Annotated in this window: 18 protein-coding genes; 6 read left to right on the top strand and 12 right to left on the bottom strand. The window is 73.1% G+C overall.

What is annotated here, in order from left to right:
• Nucleotides 1–72: 72 nt before the first annotated feature.
• From ACIA8R_RS26735 to ACIA8R_RS26725, 3 genes are all read left to right on the top strand, one after another.
• Nucleotides 73–3,210 carry a S8 family serine peptidase gene (locus tag ACIA8R_RS26735; RefSeq protein WP_397041003.1) on the top strand — a complete coding sequence of 1,046 codons (3,138 nt, stop codon included), beginning with the start codon at nucleotides 73–75 and terminating at the stop codon, nucleotides 3,208–3,210.
• A gap of 131 nt (nucleotides 3,211–3,341) precedes the next feature.
• Complete coding sequence (locus ACIA8R_RS26730) at nucleotides 3,342–4,880, top strand: alpha/beta fold hydrolase (protein ID WP_397041002.1); 1,539 nt, start codon at nucleotides 3,342–3,344, stop codon at nucleotides 4,878–4,880.
• Between the two features lie 132 nt (nucleotides 4,881–5,012).
• Complete coding sequence (locus ACIA8R_RS26725) at nucleotides 5,013–5,375, top strand: cupin domain-containing protein (RefSeq protein ID WP_357707465.1); 363 nt, start codon at nucleotides 5,013–5,015, stop codon at nucleotides 5,373–5,375.
• A gap of 13 nt (nucleotides 5,376–5,388) precedes the next feature.
• Here ACIA8R_RS26725 and ACIA8R_RS26720 read toward each other — a convergent pair whose 3' ends face one another.
• A complete protein-coding gene (locus ACIA8R_RS26720; RefSeq protein ID WP_397041000.1) occupies nucleotides 5,389–5,901 on the bottom strand; it encodes an STAS domain-containing protein in 513 nt (170 codons plus the stop codon).
• A gap of 109 nt (nucleotides 5,902–6,010) precedes the next feature.
• On the opposite strand from ACIA8R_RS26720, the gene ACIA8R_RS26715 reads away from it, so the two are divergent.
• Entirely contained in the window at nucleotides 6,011–6,493 is a 483-nt protein-coding gene (locus ACIA8R_RS26715) for a hypothetical protein (RefSeq protein WP_397040998.1), read from the top strand.
• Between the two features lie 36 nt (nucleotides 6,494–6,529).
• Here the strand turns inward: ACIA8R_RS26715 and ACIA8R_RS26710 are convergent, their stop codons facing one another.
• From ACIA8R_RS26710 to ACIA8R_RS26660, 11 genes are all read right to left on the bottom strand, one after another.
• A complete protein-coding gene (locus ACIA8R_RS26710; protein ID WP_397040997.1) occupies nucleotides 6,530–7,138 on the bottom strand; it encodes a cysteine hydrolase family protein in 609 nt (202 codons plus the stop codon).
• Nucleotides 7,139–7,223: 85 nt separating this feature from the next.
• Nucleotides 7,224–8,207 (bottom strand): GlxA family transcriptional regulator, encoded by a 984-nt coding sequence (locus ACIA8R_RS26705; RefSeq protein ID WP_397040995.1) that lies wholly within the window; start codon nucleotides 8,205–8,207, stop codon nucleotides 7,224–7,226.
• 49 nt (nucleotides 8,208–8,256) lie between these two features.
• A complete protein-coding gene (locus ACIA8R_RS26700; RefSeq protein ID WP_364092109.1) occupies nucleotides 8,257–9,126 on the bottom strand; it encodes an aminoglycoside phosphotransferase family protein in 870 nt (289 codons plus the stop codon).
• Nucleotides 9,127–9,157: 31 nt separating this feature from the next.
• The gene (locus tag ACIA8R_RS26695) at nucleotides 9,158–10,558 is read right to left on the bottom strand and encodes a PP2C family protein-serine/threonine phosphatase (protein WP_397040994.1); all 1,401 of its coding nucleotides are present in this window, start codon (nucleotides 10,556–10,558) and stop codon (nucleotides 9,158–9,160) included.
• A gap of 128 nt (nucleotides 10,559–10,686) precedes the next feature.
• A complete protein-coding gene (locus ACIA8R_RS26690; RefSeq protein WP_397040992.1) occupies nucleotides 10,687–13,002 on the bottom strand; it encodes a penicillin acylase family protein in 2,316 nt (771 codons plus the stop codon).
• A 7-nt stretch (nucleotides 13,003–13,009) separates the two neighbouring features.
• Complete coding sequence (locus ACIA8R_RS26685; protein WP_397040990.1) at nucleotides 13,010–15,229, bottom strand: FtsX-like permease family protein; 2,220 nt, start codon at nucleotides 15,227–15,229, stop codon at nucleotides 13,010–13,012.
• Nucleotides 15,226–15,906: an ABC transporter ATP-binding protein gene (locus ACIA8R_RS26680; RefSeq protein ID WP_397040988.1), complete on the bottom strand. Its 681-nt coding sequence runs from the start codon at nucleotides 15,904–15,906 to the stop codon at nucleotides 15,226–15,228. Before ACIA8R_RS26680 ends, ACIA8R_RS26685 begins: the two co-directional genes overlap by 4 nt.
• On the bottom strand, nucleotides 15,903–16,433 hold the full coding sequence (locus ACIA8R_RS26675; RefSeq protein WP_397040987.1) for a PadR family transcriptional regulator: 531 nt from the start codon (nucleotides 16,431–16,433) through the stop codon (nucleotides 15,903–15,905). The genes ACIA8R_RS26680 and ACIA8R_RS26675 overlap by 4 nt, the downstream gene beginning before the upstream one ends.
• A gap of 72 nt (nucleotides 16,434–16,505) precedes the next feature.
• Nucleotides 16,506–17,150 (bottom strand): hypothetical protein, encoded by a 645-nt coding sequence (locus ACIA8R_RS26670; RefSeq protein WP_397040985.1) that lies wholly within the window; start codon nucleotides 17,148–17,150, stop codon nucleotides 16,506–16,508.
• A gap of 117 nt (nucleotides 17,151–17,267) precedes the next feature.
• Nucleotides 17,268–19,502: an immune inhibitor A domain-containing protein gene (locus ACIA8R_RS26665; protein ID WP_397040984.1), complete on the bottom strand. Its 2,235-nt coding sequence runs from the start codon at nucleotides 19,500–19,502 to the stop codon at nucleotides 17,268–17,270.
• A 61-nt stretch (nucleotides 19,503–19,563) separates the two neighbouring features.
• Nucleotides 19,564–19,974: an organic hydroperoxide resistance protein gene (locus tag ACIA8R_RS26660; protein ID WP_357707441.1), complete on the bottom strand. Its 411-nt coding sequence runs from the start codon at nucleotides 19,972–19,974 to the stop codon at nucleotides 19,564–19,566.
• An 89-nt stretch (nucleotides 19,975–20,063) separates the two neighbouring features.
• Between ACIA8R_RS26660 and ACIA8R_RS26655 the strand changes: the two genes are divergently transcribed.
• Nucleotides 20,064–20,636, top strand: coding sequence for a TetR/AcrR family transcriptional regulator (locus ACIA8R_RS26655; protein WP_397040982.1), 573 nt, complete (start codon nucleotides 20,064–20,066; stop codon nucleotides 20,634–20,636).
• 261 nt (nucleotides 20,637–20,897) lie between these two features.
• Nucleotides 20,898–22,469, top strand: coding sequence for a sulfatase (locus ACIA8R_RS26650; protein ID WP_397040980.1), 1,572 nt, complete (start codon nucleotides 20,898–20,900; stop codon nucleotides 22,467–22,469).
• The last annotated feature ends 18 nt before the right edge of the window (nucleotides 22,470–22,487 follow it).

Here is a 22,487-nt window from a genome sequence, read left to right as displayed (position 1 = left end):
GCGGGAGCGTCCGTCCTTCTTCACGCCCTCTCAGCCCGTGAAGAAGGGGCGGGCATTCCGCCAAGAAGACATGTGATCCTCAGAACGACAGCGGTCTCGCTGACCATCGCGCTCCTCGGAGCCGTCCCTTCCGGCCTGCCGGCCCCGCCGGGCGGCCCCGCCCGTACCGTGACGCTGATCACGGGAGACCGGGTGAGTCTCATCGCCGACGGTGTGCGCGTCGCGCCGGGCAAGGGCCGTAAGGGCGTCGTCTTCAGCACGGAGAAGATCGGCGACCGGCTCCGCGTCGTCCCCGGCGACGCCGTCCCCCTGCTGGCCGCCGGCCGCCTCGACCCCCGCCTGTTCGACGTGACGACCCTGCTGGAGTACGCCCCCGGCGCCCTGCCCCTCATCGTCGCGGGCCCGGACGCCGCCCGCCGGCCGGGCCTGGCCGCCCATGGCATGGCGGTGACCCGCGACCTGCCCGCCGTGAACGGCGCCGCCGTACGCTTCGACGCCGCCGCCGGCTCCTGGCCGGACCTCAGGGCCTCGCTCTCCACCGGCACGGGGAAGATCTGGCTCGACGGCAGGGCGACCCTGTCGCTGGATGCCAGCGTCAAGCAGATCGGCGCCCCCGCCGCCTGGGAGAAGGGCCACACGGGCGCCGGGGTGAAGGTCGCCGTCCTGGACTCCGGCATCGACGACACCCACCCCGACCTGGCCGGCAAGGTCGCCGCCCGCCGGAACTTCACCGGCACGGACACCGCGGCCGACCTCACCGGGCACGGCACCCACGTGGCCTCGACCATCGCCGGGACCGGCGAGCGCTACCGCGGCGTCGCGCCGGGCGCCACCCTCCTCGACGCCAAGGTGTGCGCCGACCGCTGGTGCGCGGAGTCGGCGATCCTGGCCGGCATGCAGTGGGCCGCCGAGCAGGGGGCCAAAGTGGCCAACCTCAGCCTCGGCTCGCCGGACGCCCCCGGCCTGGACCCGCTGGAGGAGGCCGTCCAGACGCTGACCGAGCGGTACGGCGTGCTGTTCGTCGTGGCCGCCGGGAACTACGGCAAGCCGGGCACCGTCGCCTCGCCCTCCACCGCGGACGCGGCCCTGTCGGTCGGCGCGGTGGACCGTGCCGACCGCCTGGCCGTCTTCTCCAGCACCGGTCCCCGCGTGGGCGACTCGGCGTTGAAGCCCGACATCACCGCGCCCGGCGTCGCCATCCGCGCCGCGCACGGCAAGGACTCGCCGGGCGAGGGCCCGTACGTCGAGATGTCGGGCACCTCCATGGCGGCCCCGCACACGGCCGGATCGGCCGCGATCCTGGCCGGGCTGCGCCCGGACTGGACGCCCGAGCAGCTCAAGGCCGCCCTCATGGCCACCGCCCGGCCGCAGCCCGGCACCGGGATCTACGCCCAGGGCGCGGGCCGCCTCGACGTGGGCCGCGCGATCGGCCAGACGGTGACCACCTCCCCCGCGTCGGTCGGCTTCGGCGTGCTCGCCTGGCCGCACGACGACGACGAGCCGGTCACCAGGAAGCTCGCCTACCGCAACGACGGTCCGGAGCCGGTGACGCTGCGCCTGTCGGCGCGGGCCGCCGCGGACGTGTTCGAGGTGTCGCCCGGCACGCTGACCGTCCCCGCCGGCGGCCGGGCGGAGGCGACCGTCACCGCCGACACCCGCGGCGACGTGGCCGACGGGCCGCTCGGCGGCTACCTGGAGGCCACCGCCGAGAACGGCACGACCGTGAGCACGCCGCTCGCCGTGGTCAAGGAGGTCGAGAGCTACGACCTGACCCTCGACCGGCCGGGCGCCGCGGACGTCCTGACCACCCTCTACCGGACCGACGTCGACCGGAAGGACTGGAACCCGGTCACCGTCCAGCCGGGTGGCAGGGTCACGCTGCGGCTGGCCAAGGGCACCTACCTCGTCGACAGCCGGACCACCGACGGCGGAGGTCTGACCATGCTCGTCCATCCCGGCCTGCGCCTGGACCGGGATCAGTCCCTGCGGCTGGACCCGGCTCAGGCGCGGCCGGTGTCCATCACGCCGCCCGACCCGGCGGCCAGGCACCTGATGACCGAGGTGACCTACAGCGGCCGCACCCGCGACGGCTCCCCGTACTACCTGAGCGCGGAGGCCACCATGTTCGACGCCGCGCCGGGCATCCGCACCGCGCAGGTCGGGTCCGGCCGGTACGACCTGCTGACCAAGGTCGCCGGCCAGTGGGCGGTGCCGGGCCCGGATGGCGACCTGGCGGGCAGCGCGCAGGCGTACCGGCTGGCGTGGTTCGTCCAGGGCCAGGTGCCGACCGGCTTCAGCCGCCGGGTGGGGCGCGCGGACCTGGCCACGATCCGCAGGGACTACGGCGCGCCGGCGCCCGGCACGGCCGCGAGCGCCGCAGGCGCCGCCTGGCCCGCGGAGGGACGGTTCTTCAGCATCATGTTCGTGACCGACTTCCGGCCTCCCTTCACGCACACCGAGTACGTCAACACCGGCGGCGGCCTCCGCTGGCTGAACAGCTACACGGAGATGGGCCCGACCTGGGAAGGCGACCTGACCTCGACCGCCTTCAGGTACGAGGCGGGACGTGCCTACGACGAGACCTGGAACCGCGGCGTCTTCGGTCCCGCGCCGGTCACCTGGGAGGGCACTCCTCCCGTCTCCCGCGCGGGCGACGTGATCTCCGCGTTCCCGTCGCTGTACGCCGACGGGGCCGGTCATCTGGGGTTGTCGAGCGTGTCCGGGGCACGGACCGCCCTCTACCGCGACGGCGAGCTGGTGGCGGAGGAGCCCGGTCTGGGGGCGCGGTTCGGCGTGCCGGCCGGGGAGGCGGCGTACCGGCTGGAGGTGGAGGCCGAGCGCGGGCCGGAGATCGTCTCCACCCGTACGGCGGTCGCCTGGACGTTCCGCTCGGCCGGCGGCCGGGACGGTGCGCTGCCGCTGCCGGTCGTCGCCTTCTCACCCTCCCTGGACGCGGCGAGCGGCGCGCCCGCCGGCCGGGCGTTCGCGGTGCCGGTGTCCGTGCGCGGGCAGGCGGGGGCGGTGCGCGAGCTGTCCGTGGACGTCTCCTACGACGACGGCCGCACCTGGCGGGCGGTCAAGGTCGCGGGCGGCGCCGTACGGCTGCGCCATCCGGCCGCGGCGGGCTTCGTCTCCCTGCGCGCCCGAGCCGCCGACGCCGGGGGCAACACCGTGGAGCAGACCGTGATCCACGCGTACCGGATCAGATGACCCACGAGTGGCCGGAGTCAACGCTCTGAGGAAATTTCCGATTTTGCTCACATTCGTGCCCGCGACCGGCGATGATCAACGTCGGCCGAGTGCCCACGGGGGGCGCACCGACCGTTGATTGGAGTTGCATTTTGCGGACAAGACTCCCTCTGCTCGCCACCGCCTTCGTGGCGCTGGCGGCGTTGATGCCGGTCCCGGCGGCGAACGCCGCGGCGACCGCGACGACCAACACGAAACCTGCGACCAGGACCATCACCTGGGCTCCCTGCGAGGAGGAGCCCAGTGCCGAGTGCGGCAAGCTGGCCGTCCCCATCGACTGGTCCCGGCCGGGCGGGCCCTCGATCGACCTCGCCGTCGCCCGCCGCAAGGCCACCGACCCGGCCGCCAGGGTCGGCTCGCTGGTGATCAACCCCGGTGGTCCGGGCGGGTCCGGCGTGGAGGCCGTCTACGGCGCTCCCGGGTCCTACACCGAGGAACTGCAGCAGCGGTTCGACATCGTCGGCTTCGACCCGCGCGGCGTGGGCCGCAGCCACCCGGTGATCTGCTCGGCGTCGGTCTACAACAAGATGCCGCCGACGGTCATGCGCAGCCAGGCCGACTTCGACGCCTGGAACGCCTTCACCAAGAAGCTGCACCCGGACTGCCGGGCCCGTACCGGCCCGCTGTACGACCACGTGGACTCCGTCTCCGTGGCCCGTGACATGGACGCCCTCCGCGCCGCCCTCGGCGAGGAGAAGCTGACCTACTACGGCATCTCGTACGGCACCCTGATCGGCCAGATGTACGCCGAGCTGTTCCCCGGCCGCGTCCGGGCGCTCGCCCTCGACAGCAACATGGACCACAGCCTCGGCCTGAAGGGCTTCTTCGCCACCGAGGCCATGGCCGTCGAGGACGGGTTCGACCAGTTCGTCGGCTGGTGCGAGCAGGACACCAGTTGCGTCCTGAACGGCCGCGACATCCGCGCGATCTGGAAGAGCCTGCTGGACAAGGCCCGCCGCGGCGAGCTGGTCTACCCGAGCACCGGTCAGCGGGTGACCGAACTGCAGGTCATCTACAACGCCGCGCTGGGCAACGAAGGGCCCGACTGGCGCACGCTGAGCGAAGTGATCAACTGGCTGAACGGCGGCCCGGCCCCCGAATGGGTGCCCCCGCTGCCCGGCAGGGGCCCGGTGGAAGGCGACGTCGCCGAGCTGCCGACCAGGATCCTGTGCCAGGACTACAGCCTCAAGGTGAGCAGCTACGCCGAGTACGCCGCGCTCATGCGCACCGCGGGCGCTCTGGCCCCGGACACGAAGTACCACCCGTACCCGACCGACGACCTGCCCATCTGCCTCAACTCCAGCCCCGTCAACCCGCCGCACAAGCTGCGTTACACCGGCCAGGCGCCGCTGCTGCTCGGCAGCTCGATCCACGACCCGGCCACGCCGTGGATCTGGTCGGCCAACGCCGCCCGCCAGCTCGGCCGCAAGGCCGTGCTGCTCACGTACGAGGGCTGGGGTCACCGCATCTACGGCAAGGACAAGTGCCAGACCGACATCATCGACCAGTACCTCATCGCCCTGACCGTCCCGCCGCAGGGCACTCGCTGCGGCGTGGGCACGCCTGAGGAGACGCTCCGGAAGCAGACGAAGCGGGCGTGGCCGTCCGACTCGCTGCCCTGGGCCGGATAGTCCGTACGACATGGGTACGGCCCCACACGCTCATGGGGCCGTACCCATCCCCACAAAGGGATATTTGCCCCGGCAAACCCCCCGTTATGAACAATTCAGCGTAAGAAGGTAGCTGAAGAGGGGGGATGAGCCATGATCGAGGTCAAGAGCATCGACAAGCCCGACGAACGGCGCGACTTCCCGAAGGGCCATCTGGAGATCTGCGAGCTGAGCGGCCTGACGTTCGGGGTCGCCACGTTCGAGCCGGGATGGCACTGGACGGAGTCCGTGCAGCCGATCGCCGGCACACCGTCCTGCCAGGTGTACCACAACTGCTTCGTGGTCTCGGGCCGGATGCGCCTGCGCATGGACGACGGCACCGAGGCCGAGGCGGGACCGGGCGACGTCTTCGTGTGCCCGCCCGGACACGACGCCTGGGTGGTCGGGGACGAACAGGTCGTCCTGTACGACTTCGCGGGCGGCGCAGCCGAGTACGCCAAGGCGAAGAACGGCTGACGCCGCGCGCGGTTCAGGCGGGCGCGTGCGAGCGCCTGGGAATGATCTCTTCGAGGGCCTCGGCGACGGTGGCGCGTACGCCGAGGCGTCCTTCCAGACCGGTGATGCGCATCAGTCTGGCCGGTTGCGGGGTCGGCGCGGCGACCATCACCGTCCGTCCCGTGGCGGTGATACGTTTCCACGCGCCGATCAGCGCGCCGAGACCGGCCGAGTCCATGAAGCCGACATCGGACAGGTCGATCAAAGTGACGGCGGCCGGCGAGCCGTCGAGATAGCCGGTCGCCCAATCCTCGATGGCGCCGGCCGTGTGCAGGTCAAGGTCCCCGGCCGGGTGCAGCACGACCGTTTCTCCTGCGGAGTTCGCGAGGAGTCGGAAAGTGTCCACTTTCACTGCTATCACTTCCCTTCTTGGACCGCTCTCCCCTGGCCGGCAGCCGACAAACCCCGCAGCCTGACCGTACGGCGCAGCGTCGCTGCTCAATGCGGCTTTTTTCGGAGTGCAATTGGCGAAGCCCCGGACGGCCATTCCCGAGCCGAATACGCGACCATTCTTTCGACGCCCGGAGCATGCCCATACATAAGTAAAGAAATGCTGGGCAGCGGCAAGGAATCGTGATCGCCGACGTTCGAGGAGAGTGAGAACCATGGTCCTGCTCGGCCTGCTGCTCATGGTCGCCGGGTCGGCCGCCGTGGTGGTCCTGTTCACCCAGACGACCACCACCGCCGCCGCCGCGCTGACGCTGATGGGCGTCACCTTCCGGGTCGGTGACCTGGAGCTGTTCAGCGCCGGGGCCGCCACCGCCACCGCGTTCATCCTGGGCGCCTTCCTGATCGTGGCCGGTACGAGCCGCAAGCTGGCCCGCCGCCGCGAGCTGCGCCGCCTCCTGGCCGAGCGGACGGACGACCGCCCCGCCACGGCCCAGCCCGACCTCACGACCGCCCGGCACGACACCCGCACGACCGACCCGGCCGCCGACCGCCTCGTGGCCACCGACCGAACCGACCGGACCGACCGAACCGACCGGACCGACGGCCGGGACGCGTCCGTTCCGGGCGCGCGTCACCGGACGCCCGCCGATCGCCTGGTCGCCGGCCGCCGCCGTCCCGTCACCGGCTGACCCCGGTCACAAGCCGACCGGCCCGGCCCGCCCGGCTCAGGCGGGCAGGGCGTCGGCCGTGGGGACCACCAGGCCGAACAGGTCGCCGATCGTCGTCAGAGCGGCCTCGTGCAGCGCGTCGGCGGGCAACGGCGCGCCGCCGGGACCGGCGAGCGTACGGGTGGCGCAGGCGTCGGCGACGACCGTGGGACGGTAACCCAGCCGGAAGGCCCCCTGGGCGGTGAAGGTGACGCACATGTGGGTCATGAAGCCCGCCAGGACCAGGTCGGGCCCGGAGTCCAGGCCCGTCAGGACGTCCTGGAGACCGGTCTGGTGGAAGGCGTCGGGAAACGTCTTGACCACCACCGGTTCCCCGTCGCGCGGCGCGACCGGCGGGCTGATGGCCCCGATCTCGGCGCGGACGTCGTACGGGCTGCCGGGGCCGCCGTCGTTGACGACGTGCACGACCCGCGCCCCGGCGGCGCGGGCGCGCTCCAGCAGGCGGGCCCCGGCCGCGAGGGCCCGGTCCGCGCCGGGCAGGGCCATGACGCCGGTGCTGTAGGTGTTCTGGTAGTCGATCAGCACGAGGGTCGAGTCGGCCAGACGGGCCGGTTCGTCCGGCAGGCCGACGACCTGGCGGAGGGTGGGCGAGAGGGTGCTGCTCATGGCAGGGGTTTCCTTTCGGGCAGGCTCGCGCCGCCGCCCGGCGTGGGCGGCGTGTCGCGGGGAGAACGGGGTCAGGCCACCGTGGTCAGGCCACCGTGTGGAAACGGCGGCGGTAGGTGCCGGGGCCGGTGCCCAGGCGGCGGCGGAACGCGCGGTGCAGGGTCTCCACCGAGCCGAGCCCGCTGTCGGCGGCCACCCGGGGCAGCGGCAGGTCGGTGGTCTCCAGCAGCCGGCGCGCCACCTCCACACGCGCCGACTCGACGTACGCGGCCGGGGTGAAGCCGGTCTGCTGCCGGAACACCCGGCTGAACTGGCGCTGGCTCAGCCCCATCCGCGCCGCCAGTTCGACCGTGGTCAGCTCCTCGGCGAGGTGCTCGGCGATCCACAGGCGCAGGTCGTCGATGTCGCGACGGCCTGTCGTGGGCCGCGTCAACGGGACGCTGAACTGGCTCTGGCCGCCCTGGCGCTTGAGGTACACGACCAGCTCGCGGGCCACCGCGAGGGCCGTCTCCTCGCCGTGGTCCTCGGCCACCAGGGCCAGGGTCAGGTCGAGGCAGGCGCTGATGCCGGCGCCCGTCCAGATCTGGCCGCTGGACCGCAGGAAGATCGGGTCGGGATCGACGGTGACCCGGGGGTGGTCGGCGGCCAGTTGCGCGGCGGTGGACCAGTGGGTGGTGGCGGTCAGGCCGTCCAGCAGGCCGGCCTCGGCCAGGATGTGCGCGCCGACGCACACCGAGGCCACCCGGCGGGCGCCGGGAGCGGTCCGCCGTACCCAGGCGACCACCTCGGCGTCCGTCAGGGCGCGTGGCCCGTCGGGCGTGACGGTCACCGCGCCGGGCACCAGCAGGGTGTCCACCTGGTCGCCGACCTCGTCGAACGCCAGGTCCGCGACCAGCCGCACCCCGGCGGACGTGGTGACCTGGCCGCCCCGGGGACCGGCGAGCCGCACGTCGTACAGGGCGCCGCCGGCGACCCGGTTGGCCAGGGCGAACACCTCGGCCGGGCCGGTGACGTCGAGCAGGTCGACGTCCGGGAAGAGCGCGATGACGACGCGGTGTGCAGCGGGCATGCCCAGATTCTCACCGAACCGATGGAATGACCGCAACGACAGTTATCTGTCACATCTGGTCATCGAGCAGCACCTGGTCGAGCACGTGCGCGCCGATGGCGGCCATCGCGGGGTTGTCGGCCGAGTGGGCGGCCAGGGCCGTGCCGATGACGACGGCCCAGCCCCGCGCGCGTTCCCAGGTCGCCCGGTCGGCGTCCACGTGGGCGCGGAACACCGTGCGTCCGTCCTCGTCGAACACCAGCCAGGCGGCGGCCAGGTCGGTGGCCGGATCACCGCTGGTCACGTCGCCGAAGTCGAGGACGGCGGCCAGCTTCCCCCCGTCCAGCAGGAGGTTCGCCGGGTGCGGGTCGCCATGGAGCCAGAGCGGAGGGCCCGGCCAGGGCGGCAGCGCCACCAGCCGCTCCCAGAGCGGCAGCAGCTCGTCCCGCCGGGCGGCGAACGGCATCCGCTCCCGCACCGCCCGGTCGCGATGGGCCAGCGGGACGCCCCGCACGGGGTTGCGCGGCGCGCCGGACGGCGCCGGCCGGTGCAGGTCGTTCATGAAACCGGCCAGCGTCACGGCCACGACGGCCCGCTCGGACGGCGGCAGGTCGGCGGCCGTGCGCCCTTCGTACCAGGGGGCGATCGTCCACGGCCAGGGGTAGCCCTCGCCCGGCACGCCCACCCTCACCGGCACGGGCAGCGCGACCTGGACGTACCCGGCCAGCACCGGCAGCCAGCGCTGCTCGTTGACGACGAGGTCGACCGCGACACGCCGGCGCGGCAGGCGTACCGACAGGCCGTCGCCCAGCCGGTGGACGACGTTGTCCCAGCCGTTGGCGACGAGCGTGAGCGGGCCCGCCAGGTCGGGGTGCTGGGCGCGGATCAGCCGGTCGACGAGGGCGTCGTCGATGTCGATCTCCGCTTCGGGGGTGTTCATCCACGCCACGATAGTGCGGGGGTCGGGGCGCTCAGTCGGCGTGCAGGTCGGCCGGTTCGCCGAGGCGCAGGGCGAGCAGGGCGACGTCGTCGGTGAACCTGTCGCCACGGTTGGCCAGCAGCAGCTCGCACATCTCCTCGATGGGCAGGTCGCGCAGTTGGGAGGCGGTGCGGGCCAGGTTCTCCATGCCCCTGTCGACACCGTGCGCGCGGTCCTCGACGAGCCCGTCGGTGTAGAGCAGCAGGGTGGACCCGGCCGGGATGATCTGCTGGTGGTCCGGCCGGGGCAGGTCGGGGGTGACGCCGAGGGGGTGGCCGCCCTCGGCCCGCAGGTAGCGGGCGGGGCCGCCGGTGGGGAGCAGCAGCGGCGGCAGGTGGCCGGCGGTGGCCCAGCGCAGCCGCCACTCGGTGCCGCCGTACTCCTCCAGGCGGGCCAGCAGCACGGTCGCCATCGGGCCGCCGTGCAGGGCGTGCAGGATCTCGTCGAGGCGGCGCAGGATCTGGGAGGGCGGCTCGCAGTGCTCGTAGGCGAGCACCCGCAACATGTTGCTGATGTGGCTCATGACGGTGGCCGCGCGCAGGTCGTGGTCCATCACGTCGCCGACCACCAGGCAGGGCACGCCGTCGGGCAGGACGATCGCGTCGTACCAGTCGCCGCCGATGCGCGGGACCGAGCTGGAGGGCAGGTAGCGGGCGCAGGCCCACAGGCCGTTCAGCTCGGGCAGCGGCGGGAGCAGGCTGCGCTGGAACTCCTCGGTGTTGCGGCGGATGCGCTCGTAGAGGCGGGCGTTCTCGATCGCGACGCCGGCCGCGCTGGCCAGCGCCGCGACGATCCGCTCGTCGTCGCCGGTGAACGGCAGGCCCGACCGCTTGTCCGCGAAGTACAGGGTGCCGTACGCGACGCCGCGGACCAGGATCGGCGTGCCCAGCAGGGTGCGCATCACCGGATGGCCGGGTGGGTACTCGCGGAAGCTGGGATGGGCGAGCACGTCGTCCACGCGCAGCGGCCGGGGCTGGGCCATGAGCTCCTGGAGCAGGCCGTGGGTGGTGGGCAGGCGGCCGATGGCCTCGTACACCTCTTCGGAGACCCCGTAGGTGAACAGGTCGGCGAACTCGCCCTGCTCGTTGAGCACGCCGAGGGCACCGTATTGGGCGTCCACCAGGTCGGCCGAGACCTCCACGATCGTGCGAAGCGCGGCGTTCAGCTCCAGCTCGGAACTGATCGCGAGGACGGCGTCCAGCAGGCGCGCCATCCGGCCGTGCAGATCCTCGATCTGCACCAGGCTCGCCTGCAGCCGGCGGAGCTTCTCGGAGCCGAACGGCCCCAGGTCCCCGCCGTGCGCACCGCCCTCCGGCCACTGTCCGCCCACCGCACCCCCCGAGATGCCCTTGCCCAGGTCATGCCCCCGGTCACCGGCATGACACCTGTTCACAGGCACCGCGAGAGGCGGCTCAGAGCACCTTGGAGGAGGGAGCCGCCCAGGTGTTGCAGGAGCCCGGGTCCCCGGTGGCGAAGCCGCGCTTGATCCAGCCGCGGACGGTGGCGGTCCTGCCGGACAGGTCAGCCGCTCACGCTGGTGACCTTCAGGGCCGGGTCGGAGGCGATCTCGGCGTCGGTGAAGCGTTCCGTGACCCATCCGCCGCGGGAGAACAGGGCGGTCTGGTCGGCGTGGTGGGGCGAGCTCGGGTCGGCGGACAGGGAGTAGGTGAGGACGGTCCGGGTGCGGGGGCCGCCGGGGGTGAGCTCGACGGCCATCATGAAGCTGGAGCCGGTGTTCACGTCGGGGTAGCGCCCGTCCTTGCCGAGCGGGCCGGAGTTGCGGACGCGGTCGAAGCAGCCCTCACCCTCGGTGCAGCCGGGGATCGGGACCGACGCGTAGTGCTGGGCCTGGCCGGTGGTGAGCGTCAGGGGCAGCCCGTTGGCCCGGAAGAACAGCGCGGCGTCGGCCAGGGCCCGTAGCACGGCGGGGTCGTCCCGCTTGAGGCCGCGCGGCGTGGCGAGCGGACGGGCGGGATCGAACGGCACCCGCCACCAGCCCTGCGGCGGCTCCCCGGGCTTGACCGGGACCTGCAGCCCGTCGAAGAACCGCCGCCACAGGACGGCTCCCTCGCTGTCGAGCGTGGCGCGGCCGTCCCAGCGGGTCAGCGTCCGGCAGGCGGCCCGCACGTCGACCCGCTCCCCCGAGGTGGCCCGCAGCTCGCGGTGCTCACGGCACAACGCCACCAGGTCCGGGCGCATGAGCTCGAAGCCGTGATTGCGCTTGCTCCGGGCGGTGGCCTGGAGCGTCTCCAGGGTGAAGCCGGGGCCGCCGAGCCCGTCGGAGCCCTTGAGCCGCCGGTCGATCATGTCCAGGCTCACCCGGGGCCGCAGCTCCAGGTCGGTCCGCACGGTGCCCCAGACCCGGTCGTAGCCGGTCAGCGGCGCGGCCGGGTTCGCCATCCACGGGCTGTTGTTGGAGTTGGCGACGTAGTCGGCGCGGGTCAGGCCGGGCCGGCTGCCGGGGCCGAAGATGCCCGGCACGATCGCGTCGGCGTCCTTGCCCCACAGGCACGCCGAGGTCGAGCCGTCCAGGACGAGCGCGTCGATCGACGGGTCGGGTGAGGGCTTGGCGCAGCGGCGGGCCTGGGCGTCGGTGACGTGCGGGACGACGGAGGCGTCGGCGAAGGACGCGGTCCCGCCGACGTCGGTGGCCAGCGTGTAGACGAACGGCATGCCCTGGTGGGCGTCCTGGGCGGCGCGCAGCTCGCGTACGTCGCCGGCCTTGGCCATCGCCAGCCACTCGTCGGCCGCCCGCAGGTTGGCGGCGTTGACGTCGGCCAGCGCGTACGCGTACTCCTTGCCGTGCCCGGCGGCCAGCACCGGGCCGTAGCGGGAGGTGAGCAGGGTGCGTGAGACGAAGGTGCCGTCCTGGAGCGGCACCTCGACGTCCTGGCGGCCCATCGGCTCGGGCCGGCCGTCGACCAGGTAGGTGGTGGGGTCGCCCTGCGCCAGCCGGAGCCGGTAGAGGGTGAAGCGCTGGGCGTGGGAGACGGTGTGGGTCCAGGCGACGGTCGTGTTGTGGCCGATCTGCACGACGGGGGTGCCGTACAGGCTGCCGCCGGCGACGTCGAGCACGCCGGGGATGGTGAGCTGCACCTGGTAGAAGCGGCGGACGCCGTTCCACGGGAAGTGCGGGTCGGCCAGCAGCATGCCGTTGCCGTCGCGGGTGGCCTCGCGGCCCAGCGCCCAGCCGTTGCTGCCGGGGGCGCGCCGCGGGCCCTCTCCCCCGCCGTCCCCTCCTCCGACGATGGCCTCCTTGAGGGCGGAGCCGCCCGACATGCGGCTGAGGTCGAGGAGGTTGGCCCAGACGTCGTCGGCGGTGATCGGGCCGACCCAGGACTTGCCGCGGCAGGTGGGGTCGGGCAGGTTGGCCACGCCGGTGTCGTCGAGGTAGCGGTTGTACCCGGCCACGTACCCGTCCACCAGCTCGCGCAGTTCGGCGCTCGGGCCGACGGGGGCGGGCCGGGCCAGCAGCCGCCGGACGACGCCGGAGTCGGCGACGCTCCGGTGGTACAGGTCGCTGGTGAGGTTGGCGACCGGGCGCACCGGGTCGTCGGACTCGGCCTCCGGGCCGAAGTAGCGGGACCGGTCGCCGCGCAGCGTCACCACCCAGGAGGCCAGCACGCACAGGTTGTCCTGGGCGAAGGCGTACCCGTAGCCGAAGCCGAGGCCGCCGTGGTCCTTGGCGGACACGTGCGGGATGCCGTACTCGGTGCGCCGGATCTCGGCCGCGTGGCGACCGGCGGCGGCCGCGGACGGCGGGCCGGTGAGCAGGGCGGCGACCACGGCCAGCACCAACGCCGGAACGACCGCCACGGTCGATGTCCGCAGCTTCATGTGGCTCCTATTCGAAGCGCGCGTTGTCGGGCGCGGTCATGTGCCGCAGCAGCGGCAGAACGGTCAGGATCACCAGCAGGGACGCGGCCAGCCCGCCGCCGACGCCGGCGAAGTAGGCCGGCCCCGGCATCGCCAGGGAGGCCCCCTTCATGCCGAGCGCGTCGATGAACGGCGCCGCCACGGCGAACCCGGCCCCGGCCGCGACGACGGCCGCCAGGACGAGCGGCAGCGCCGACTCCAGCAGCACGACCGCGCCCAGGGTGCGGCCGGGCGTGCCCGCCAGCCGCAGCAGCGTGAACGGCTGCCGTCGCTCCATCAGCCCGCCGCCGACCGCCACCAGCAGGCTGCAGCCGCCGGCGAGCAGGGTCAGCGCGACCATGGCCAGCGCGATGTTCTCGGCCTGCGTGTAGAGCGTCGCCCGGACCTGGGCGACCTCGTCGAACGTCATCGGCGGGCCGGTGCTCTGCCCGGCCAGCAGGGTGCGGATCTGTTCCAGGGCCGCCGGGTCGGGCATGGCGACCAGCACGGAGGCCAGGTTGAGCCCGTCGGCGGAGACGGGTTCGCTGCCGGTGCCGGCCAGGGGGATCAGCTTGTCGATGGTGAGCGGGTTGTCGGCCTCCACCACGCGGTCGAACCGCCCGGCGACGGCCCGCGCGCCCGGCGGGCACTGCCCGAGCGCGGGGAAGCGGGCCAGGTCGGCGCACTCGACGACCGCCCGGGGCGGCGGCGGGCGTTCGGGGTCGATCACCCGGTTCTCCTCCTCCTTGGCGGCGTAGATCGGCAGCACGCCGACGCCCAGGTGGGCCCGCAGCCGGGCCACCAGGTCGGCCCCGGCCCGCGGCGACAGCCCGCCGCCGGCGACGTCGCCGAGCGGGGCGCGCAGCACGCCGGACAGCGTGCCGCCGGCCACCGCCCGCTGGCCGTCCAGCACGGCGGGGACGATCCCGGCGATCGCCGTCCCGATGAACACCGCCAGGACGAGGCCGCTCACCGACCGGAACGCGGCCTTCGGATCGGCGGCCAGCAGCCGGGCGGCCAGCAGCGTCGCCGCTCCCCCGGTCAGCCGGGCGGCCAGGCGCGCGGCCAGCATCGTCAGCCAGGGGCCGGCCAGGATCAGCCCGGCCATGGTCAGCGCCAGGCCCGCCGAGGCCAGGACGGCGTCCGGATCGCGGTTCTCGGTGCGGAACGCCGGACCCGCGAACAGGGCCGGCCCGGCCAGCAGCGGGATCACCCGCCAGGCCCGCGGCGGCCGTGGGGCGCCCTTCCTGAGCGCGCCCAGCGGCGAGATCCGTACGCGGCGCAGCGACCACAGCGCGCTCACCCCGGCCAGCAGCGGGACGCCGGCCAGCACGGCCGCGTACTGCCAGGCGGCCGGGGTCACCGTGTCGGGGAAGAACCGGGAGCCGGTGACGCGGACGGCGGCGACGGCCGGGCGTACCAGGAGGAAGAGCACGATCCCGGCGAGCGTGCCGGTCAGCGCGCCGAGCGCCGCGTCCACCGCGGCGAACAGGGTGACCTGCCGGGACGTGCCGCCCACCAGCCGGATCGCGGCGAAGCGCGCCTCGCGGCGGGCGGCGGCCAGCCGGGTGGCGGTGTTGACGAGCACGAGCAGCGGCACCATCAGCCCGACGGCCGCGACGGCGAACCCGAACCGGTAGATGTCGGCGTTGTCGTCGATGGCGGGCTCGTCGGCCGTCGTGTCCACCTGGCGGCTGCCGCGCAGGGCGGCGACCTGCTCGGGCGTGCGGCCGACCACGATGGTCAGGTCGTCGGGGCCGGACAGCGCGGCGCGGGCGACCGTCCCGGCCCTGACGCCGGGGAAGCGGTCGGCGAGCTGCGCGCGCGGCGCCGAGTCCAGCAGCCGGGCCAGCTCCGGGGAGACGTAGTACTGGCCGGGCGCGGGCATGCGGGACAGCCCGGGGAGGACGGGGGCCCGGGCGCCGAGCGCGGCGGCGTCGAGGCGTCTGATCACGCGGCCGGCGTAGTAGTCCTCGTGGTAGTTCCACAGGGCGCCGGTGGCGGTGGCGTCGAGGGCCCAGCCGCTGGGCGCGGTGCCGCGGGTGCACTCCCAGCAGGTGCGTTCGTTGGCCGTCTGGAAGGCGTTGAACAGGGAGAGCGTGGTCAGCAGCACCGCCACGCCGACCGCCACCCCGGCGACGATCAGCGCGAGCCGGGCGGCCGCCTCCCTGCCTCCGGCCAGCGACAGCCGCAGGCCGAGGGCGATCACCGTACGACCTGGCCGGCGTAGGGGTCGGTGAGCCTGCCGTCGCGGACGATGACCTCGCGGTCGGCGGAGGAGGCGACCCGGGCGTCGTGGGTCACCACGATCACGGTCGTGCCCTCCTCGCGCGCCAGGCCGACCAGCAGCTCCATGATGTGCTCGCCGGTCAGCGAGTCGAGCGAGCCGGTCGGCTCGTCGGCGAACAGCACCCGCGGCCCGGTCACCAGCGCCCTGGCGATCGCCACCCGCTGCGCCTGCCCGCCGGACAGCTCGCCGATGCGCCGGCCGCCCAGGTCGTCCAGCTCCAGCCGGCGCAGCCAGTCCGCCGCCCGCCGGTACGCCTCCTTGCGCCCGGTACGCGCGAGCAGCAACGGCAGGGCGACGTTGTCGGCCGCGGTCAGCTCCGGCACGAGCTGCCCGAACTGGAACACGAAGCCGAACGCGGTGCGCCGCAGCCGGGTGCGCCGGTCGTCGCTCATGGTGTCCAGGCGCTGCCCGTCGAACCACACCTCGCCGCTGTCGGGGGTGAAGATCCCGGCCAGGCAGTGCAGCAGCGTCGACTTGCCCGAGCCACTCGGGCCCATGACCGCCACGATCTCCCCGGCGGCCACCTCCACGCTGGCCTCGCGCAGCGCCGGGGTGCGGCCGTAGGAGCGGCTGATCTCGCGGGCTTGGAGGATCACGACGACGTCCGCACCAGCTCGGCCAGCGCGTCCAGCCGCGCCTGCGTGACGTCGATCCAGCGCAGGTCGGCCTCCAGGTGGAACATGCCGTGGTCGGCGAGCAGCGCGTCGGCCAGCGAGTCGCCTCGCTTGATCTGCGCGAACTCCCGCATGCGCCGCAGGTGCGTGGCGCGCTGGAGGTCGAGGTAGGCCGCCGCGTCGCGGCCCAGCATCAGCGCCAGCACGACCTTGGTGAACAGCACCGTCTGCAGGTACGGCTCGGCCGCGACCGGCTCGCTCAGCCACGCATCGACCTCCCGCGCGCCGAGCGGGGTGATCGCGTAGCGCTTGCGCTCGGGGCCGTCGCCCGGCTCGTTCTCCCCGGCGGTGACCTTGCCGTCCCTGGCCAGCCGGCCGAGGGTGGAGTACACCTGGCCGAAGGGCAGCGACTTGCCGCGGCCGAAGAAGGTGTCGTAGTCGCGCTTCAGGTCGTAGCCGTGGCTCGGCTCCCGCTCAAGGAGGCCGAGCAGCGCAAGAGGGACGCTCATGCCCGAACTATATACCGAGGGTATATACGGGGGGCATAATCGCCCTCTCGCGAACCGGGGACCGGTGATCGGTCAGGAGGTGGAGCTGGGTGACGGGGTGGGCCGCTGGTCGCCGTGCCGGTGGCCGTCCTTGCCGCCGTCCCTGTCGTCGCGGTGGTCGCCGCCGCCCGAGTGCGGTCCGCGGGCGGTCACGTCGTGGACGGTGACGGCGGTGGACGTGCCGCCGCTGACCTTGGCGCTGACCATGACCTTCTGACCGGCCTTGATCGCGTCGATGCCCTCGTCGCGGTTGACCCGGGTGCCGGCGTCGACGGCGTACTCCTTGGTGTAGCCGTCCGCGCTCTTGACCGTGACGGAGTCCTGGTCCACGGCGGTGACGTCGCCGTACTGGGTGGCCACCGTCACGTACGCGCCCTTCCCGTCGGGGACGACGAACTCGCCGTGGACGGGCGGGCCGCCGAACCCGCGCCCCCAGCCCCGCTCCTTGCCGGACGGCGATTCCGACGGGCCGGCCGCCGGCGAGTCCGTCGGACCGGCCGAAGGGGTCGCGGTGGGCGAGGGCGCCGGCGAGAGCGCCGAGGCGGCGGCGACGCCCGCGCCGGTGGCCAGCACGGCCACGGTGGTCGCCGCGACGAGAACCGAGCGGGGGAATCGGCGCCTGGGCGGCTTGCTCGTCAGAGTGTCCGCCGTGCCGAACCCGTCAGGCCCAGAGGTCATGATCTTTCCTCTCTATGGGATACAACACGACAACACTGCCCGAAACCGCCTAAAAGTGTCGTAAACGCCCATAGATGTGCGGCCCGCCTCCCCGCATGCGGGCCGCACCCGGCTCTATCACCCGGAGACGCGCACCACCGCGCGGTCGCCGTCACGCAGGACGGCGATCCGGGTGCCGGTGTCGGGCACCTTCACCCCGAGCTGGGGCAGGTCAGGGTGCCAGTAGACGCCGTTGCGGTCGTCGAACACCGGCACGCCCGGACGCGCCGGGAACACCGCGGGAACCCCCGCCGAGTGCAGCCGGAGCCGGTCCGTGCGCGCGTTGCCGAACGGCGCGTCGAACACCTGGAGCCGCGCCCCGGCCGCCGCCCCACTGGCCCAGCGCAGCGGCTCGGGCCGGGCGTCCACGGGCAGGATCATGCCCTCGCCGGGGTGGTCGCGGGTGGTGTTGTCGCCGTACCAGGCGTCCCAGAGCCAGATGAGCACCCCCTGCTGGTACGGGTAGTGCTCGACCCGCTGGCTGCCGGTCCACCCGAAGTTGTACGGCCCGGTCCGCAGATGGGCGTTGTAGCCGGTGTAACGCCGGTTCTCGGCGAGGTAGGCCCGGGAGAAGCGCTGCACGCCGACCTCGCCGCTGCGGGCGAAGCCCACCGCCGTCCACTCGCCCTCACCCTGCTCGACGTCGTCGGCGAACACGCCGGGCACCTGGACGTCGTCCACCCGGAAGCCGGACTCGGAGGTGTTGGAGTCGGTCGAGTAGCGGAAGCGGAACCAGATCTGGCCGCCCGCGTACGGGGTGAGGTCGTAGGTGATCTCACGCCAGTCCGAGCTCCCGGTGAGCGGCCGGCCGACCGGCGACCAGGCCGCGCCGTCGCGGGACACCTCGGCGTAGAGGTAGTCGTAGCCCTGCTCGATCGCGTACGCCGCGTGCGCCTTCAGCGTCGCCTCCGTGGCCCGGGAGAGGTCGATGCGCCGGGTGAGCGTCTGCTCAAGGTTGTCGCCCTTGCCGCTCCACCACTGCCACTCCCCCTGGTAGGGCCGGCCGAGCGGGGTGCTGATCTCGCGCGGCGGCAGGTCCACCACGAGCGCCTGCGGATCTCGGGTGTTGTAGGAGCCGACGCCCAGCGTGTGCGTGGAGGGAGTGGCCGCGCGGGCCCGGTCGTAGGCCAGCCAGCCGAGCTGGAGCTTGCTCCAGGCGTCCAGGTCGCCGGCGTACTCGCCGAGCGGCCCGGTCCGCGAGCTGAGGTAGGACCCGGACGACATCAGCGACCAGAAGTTGACGGAGTTGTCCCCGCCGCCCGCGTACAGGTCCGGCAGGCCGAGGTCGTGGCCGAACTCGTGGGCGGTCAGGCCGACGCCGCTGTTCTCCCCGACCGTCAGGTAGTCGCCGACCCAGATGCCGGTGTCGCCGATCTGGGTGCCGCCGTTGCGGTTGCCCTGGGGGCCCGCCTGGCCGCGCTCGGGCCAGTAGGCGAAGTAGCGGTGGGCCCAGACGGCGTCCGCGCCCTGCGCGCCGCCGCCCCAGGTCTCGTCCACGCCGGAGTGCACGACCTGGTAATGGTCCAGGTAGCCGTCGGGCTCGTCGAAGTCGCCGTCGTTGTCGTAGTCGTAGCGGTCCCAGACGTCGTACTTGGCGAGTTCGGCGCGGATCTGGTCCGAGGTCCTGCCCTTGGCCTTCTCCGCGTCGTACCAGGCGTTGGCGGAGTCGCGTACCAGGTCCCAGTTGTTCCAGCAGATGCCGCCCTCCTCGGGGGCGCACCGGTCACTGCCGTAGCGGGCCTCGTTGTACGGCACGCGCACCCAGTCGCTGACGTAGCCGTCGAGGTCGTAGCGGCCGGAGGACTGGAGGCGGTAGTAGTCGCGCAGCGAGTTGCCGCCGGTCGCGAAGTAGGACTTCGTGTAGGAGGCGCGGTCGAAGTCGGGACGCCAGAGGGTGTGGTTGTCGTCGGTGCGGCGCGGGTCGGGGATCGCGTTGTGGCGGGGGCCCGGCTGGCCGCCGTACTTGACCTGGCCGTCGATCTTCGTCTCGTTGTCCACCTTGTCGCCGAACTCGGCCAGGACGACGAAGACCTGATCCTTGCGTTCCTGGGCGAGCTCGACGTAGCGGTGGCCGACCTTGGCCGAGCGGCCGGTCCGGGCGTCGGCCGCCGCCGCGCCCGGGGATAAGACGCCTTCGACGGCCTGCCTGCGCAGTGCCGCCTGTTCGCGTTGTTGCGGGCTGAGCGGGGAGATCTCCCTGCTCATCTTCTTCGCGGGTGGCGGCGCGGGCTCCGCCGCCGCCGCGGAGACGGGTGGGGTGCCGAGCGCGGCGATCGCCATCAGGACGGCCGCCGCGGAGAGAGTGATTCGCATGGCATGTAACATGTCACACTCCAAGCCTCTCGTCTCTACCTCCGCACGATCTTCTCCCCGCTCACTCGACGATCAGGTTGACCGGCATGTTGCCGCGGGTGGCGTTGGAGTACGGGCAGACCTGATGGGTGGCCTCGACCAGCTCGCGGGCGGCCTCGGGCGAGATGTCGTCGGGCAGCTCGACGCGGAGCGTGGCGTCGAGCTGGAAGCCGCCCGCGCCGTTGGGCGACAGGCCGATCTCCGCCGTGACCGACGCGTCCGCGACGTCGAGCCGCCTCTGTCCGGCCACCAGCCGCATCGCCGAGGCGAAACAGGCGGCGTAACCGGCGGCGAAGAGCTGCTCGGGGTTGGTGCCCTCGCCGTCGCCGCCCAGCTCCTTCTGCAGGGCCAGCTTGACGTCCAGCCTGCCGTCGGAGGAGACCGCGCGCCCGTCGCGGCCCGCGGAGGTGGCGATGGCGGTGTACATGCTCATGTCTCGTTCGCCTTTCCTGTAGTAGACAGACCTGTCTGTCTGCCCTGCTGAGCCTGAGACTAGACAGGTCTGTCTGGTAGCGTCAAGGGGTGACCGCAGAGACGGCGAAGGACCCTCGCCCGAGCCCGGCCCGCGCCCGCGTCCTGGAGACCGCGGCGCGGCTGTTCTACGCCGAGGGCGTGCACTCGGTGGGCATCGACCGGATCATCGCCGAGGCGGGCGTCGCGAAGGCGACCTTCTACCACCACTTCCCGAGCAAGGACGAGCTGGTCCGGGCCTACATCGCCGAACAGGGCTCGACGCAGCGCGCGATGGTCGCCACCCTGCGCGCGGCCTCACCTCGGGAGACGCTGGAGGCCATCTTCGCGTTCATGTGCGAGTTCGGGTCCGGCGCCGATTATCGCGGCTGCCCCTTCGTCAACACGGCGGCGGAGTACCCGGACCCCGCGCATCCCGTACGGCGGGCCATCGCCGAGCACCGGCGCTGGTCGCGCGACCTGTACCGCGACCTCCTGGCGGCCGACGGCCACCCCGACGCCGAGCGCACCGCCGACATCCTGCTCCTGGTCAGGGACGGCCTGGTGGTCGGCTTCGACCTGGACGACCCGCCCACGGTCCGCGCCACGGTCCAGGAAACCCTGACCCGCGTCCTCACTCCCTAGACCCGCCCCCGGACGCAACCCGCCGTCCCTGGCCAGGCACAACCTCAGCCCCGCCCGTAGCCCGCCTTCAGGGCGCCCCTCGCAACCCTCGCCCTCTGCAACCCGCCGTCCGGCGCGCCCTCGGCGGGCCGGACGGCCGGGAGAAGTGGGGGGTTTTGTGCTCTATGGGTGGTTTGTCTGGTATTACTGGGCAGCGCCATTCCTCCCCTCCCCACCGCTTACGAGGCAGTCATGTCGTTGTCCGGAAATATCAGGAGAATCGTGGCTGCGGCGGTGACCATCGTCCTCGCCCTGCTCGCCGCCTCCCCCGCGACCGCCGCCCCCACGGCGGCCCCGGCCCCCACCCGCCCGAACATCATCTTCTTCCTGGTCGACGACCTGTCAGCCGACCTGCTGCCCTACATGGACACGGTCCGCAGCCTCGCCGACGGCGGCACCACGTTCACGAACTACTACGTGTCCGACTCGCTCTGCTGCCCCTCCCGGGCCACGATGTTCACCGGCCAGTTCCCCCACAACACCGGCGTACGGACCAACCAGGGCTACGACCGTGGCGGCTACCAGGCGTTCGCCCCGCACGAGAGCCGCACCTACGCCGTCCCCCTCCACCAGGCCGGCTACCGCACGGGCTACCTGGGCAAGTACATCAACGAGTACCCCGCCCGCCCCGGCTACCAGGTGCCGCCCGGCTGGGACGAGTGGCACGTCTCGGCGGGCGGCGGCTACAACGAGTTCAGGTACCAGCTCACCCGCTACATCAGGGAGGAGTCGGGCGGCAGGCGTGCGATCGCCCCCTCCAAGGGCACGTACCTGGTCGACGAGCTGGCCCGGCGCGCGACCGGCTTCATCGAGCGCTCCCGCGAGCACGCCCCCGGCCGGCCGTTCTTCCTCCAGGTCGCGCCCTTCTCCCCGCACAACCGGGTGGACGTCAAGCCCGGCGACACCGAGCCGCGCTTCCCGCCCGCGCCGCGCGACCGTCCGAAGGACCGTTTCCCGGCCGGCGAGTTCCCGCACGGCGACTGCGGCGGCCCCGACTGCGACGGCATCGACGTCACCGCCCTGCCCTCCTTCGACGAGGACACCGCCGACAAGCCCTCCTGGGTCCGCAGGGCCCCGATCGGGGCCAAGCGCACCGAGGAGCTGCGCGAGGACTTCCGCGACCGGATCCGCATGGTCCAGTCGGTCGACGACATGGTCGGACGGGTGCTGTCCACGCTGACCGAGCAGGAGCGCCGCGACACCTACGTCGTGTTCGCCAGCGACAACGGCTTCCACCTCGGCCAGCACCGCCTGGTACGCGGCAAGTCCACCGCCTACGACCACGACGTACGGGTCCCGCTGCTGATCAGGCGGCCGGTCACCGGACAGGGCGACCGGCTGGTGACCGACGCCATCGCCCAGAACGTGGATCTGTTCCCGACCTTCCTCGACATGGCCGGCGTCGCCCCCGCGGTCCGCGACAGCCGGGACGGCCGCAGCCTGCTGCCGCTCGTCCAGGGCCGGCAGGTCACGGACTGGCGGCAGGCGGCGCTGGTCGAGCACGTCAAACCGGACCCGCGGACGCCGGGCAGGCCCGACCCCGACGCCGACCGGCTGAAGAAGGGCAACGCGCAGCCGCCCACGTACAACGCGGTGCGAACCGCCGGAGAGCTGTACGTCGAGTACGAGGGCGACCCGAAGCCCGAGTACTACGACACCGTCACCGACCCCCGCCAGGAGTCGAACGACCCCGGCAACGCCAGGACCGCCTACCTGGCCGGGGTGCTCCGCGGGCTGACGACCTGCGGCAGGCCCGGCGCGCCCGACTGCTGGACGGCCGCCCACCTGCGCTGAGGAGTACGGCAGAAGTTG

The organism is Nonomuraea sp. NPDC051191, assembly GCF_044455665.1.
Taxonomy (GTDB): domain Bacteria; phylum Actinomycetota; class Actinomycetes; order Streptosporangiales; family Streptosporangiaceae; genus Nonomuraea.
Note: the sequence above shows the minus strand (reverse complement) of the source record. Positions and strands in the feature narration are given on the sequence as shown.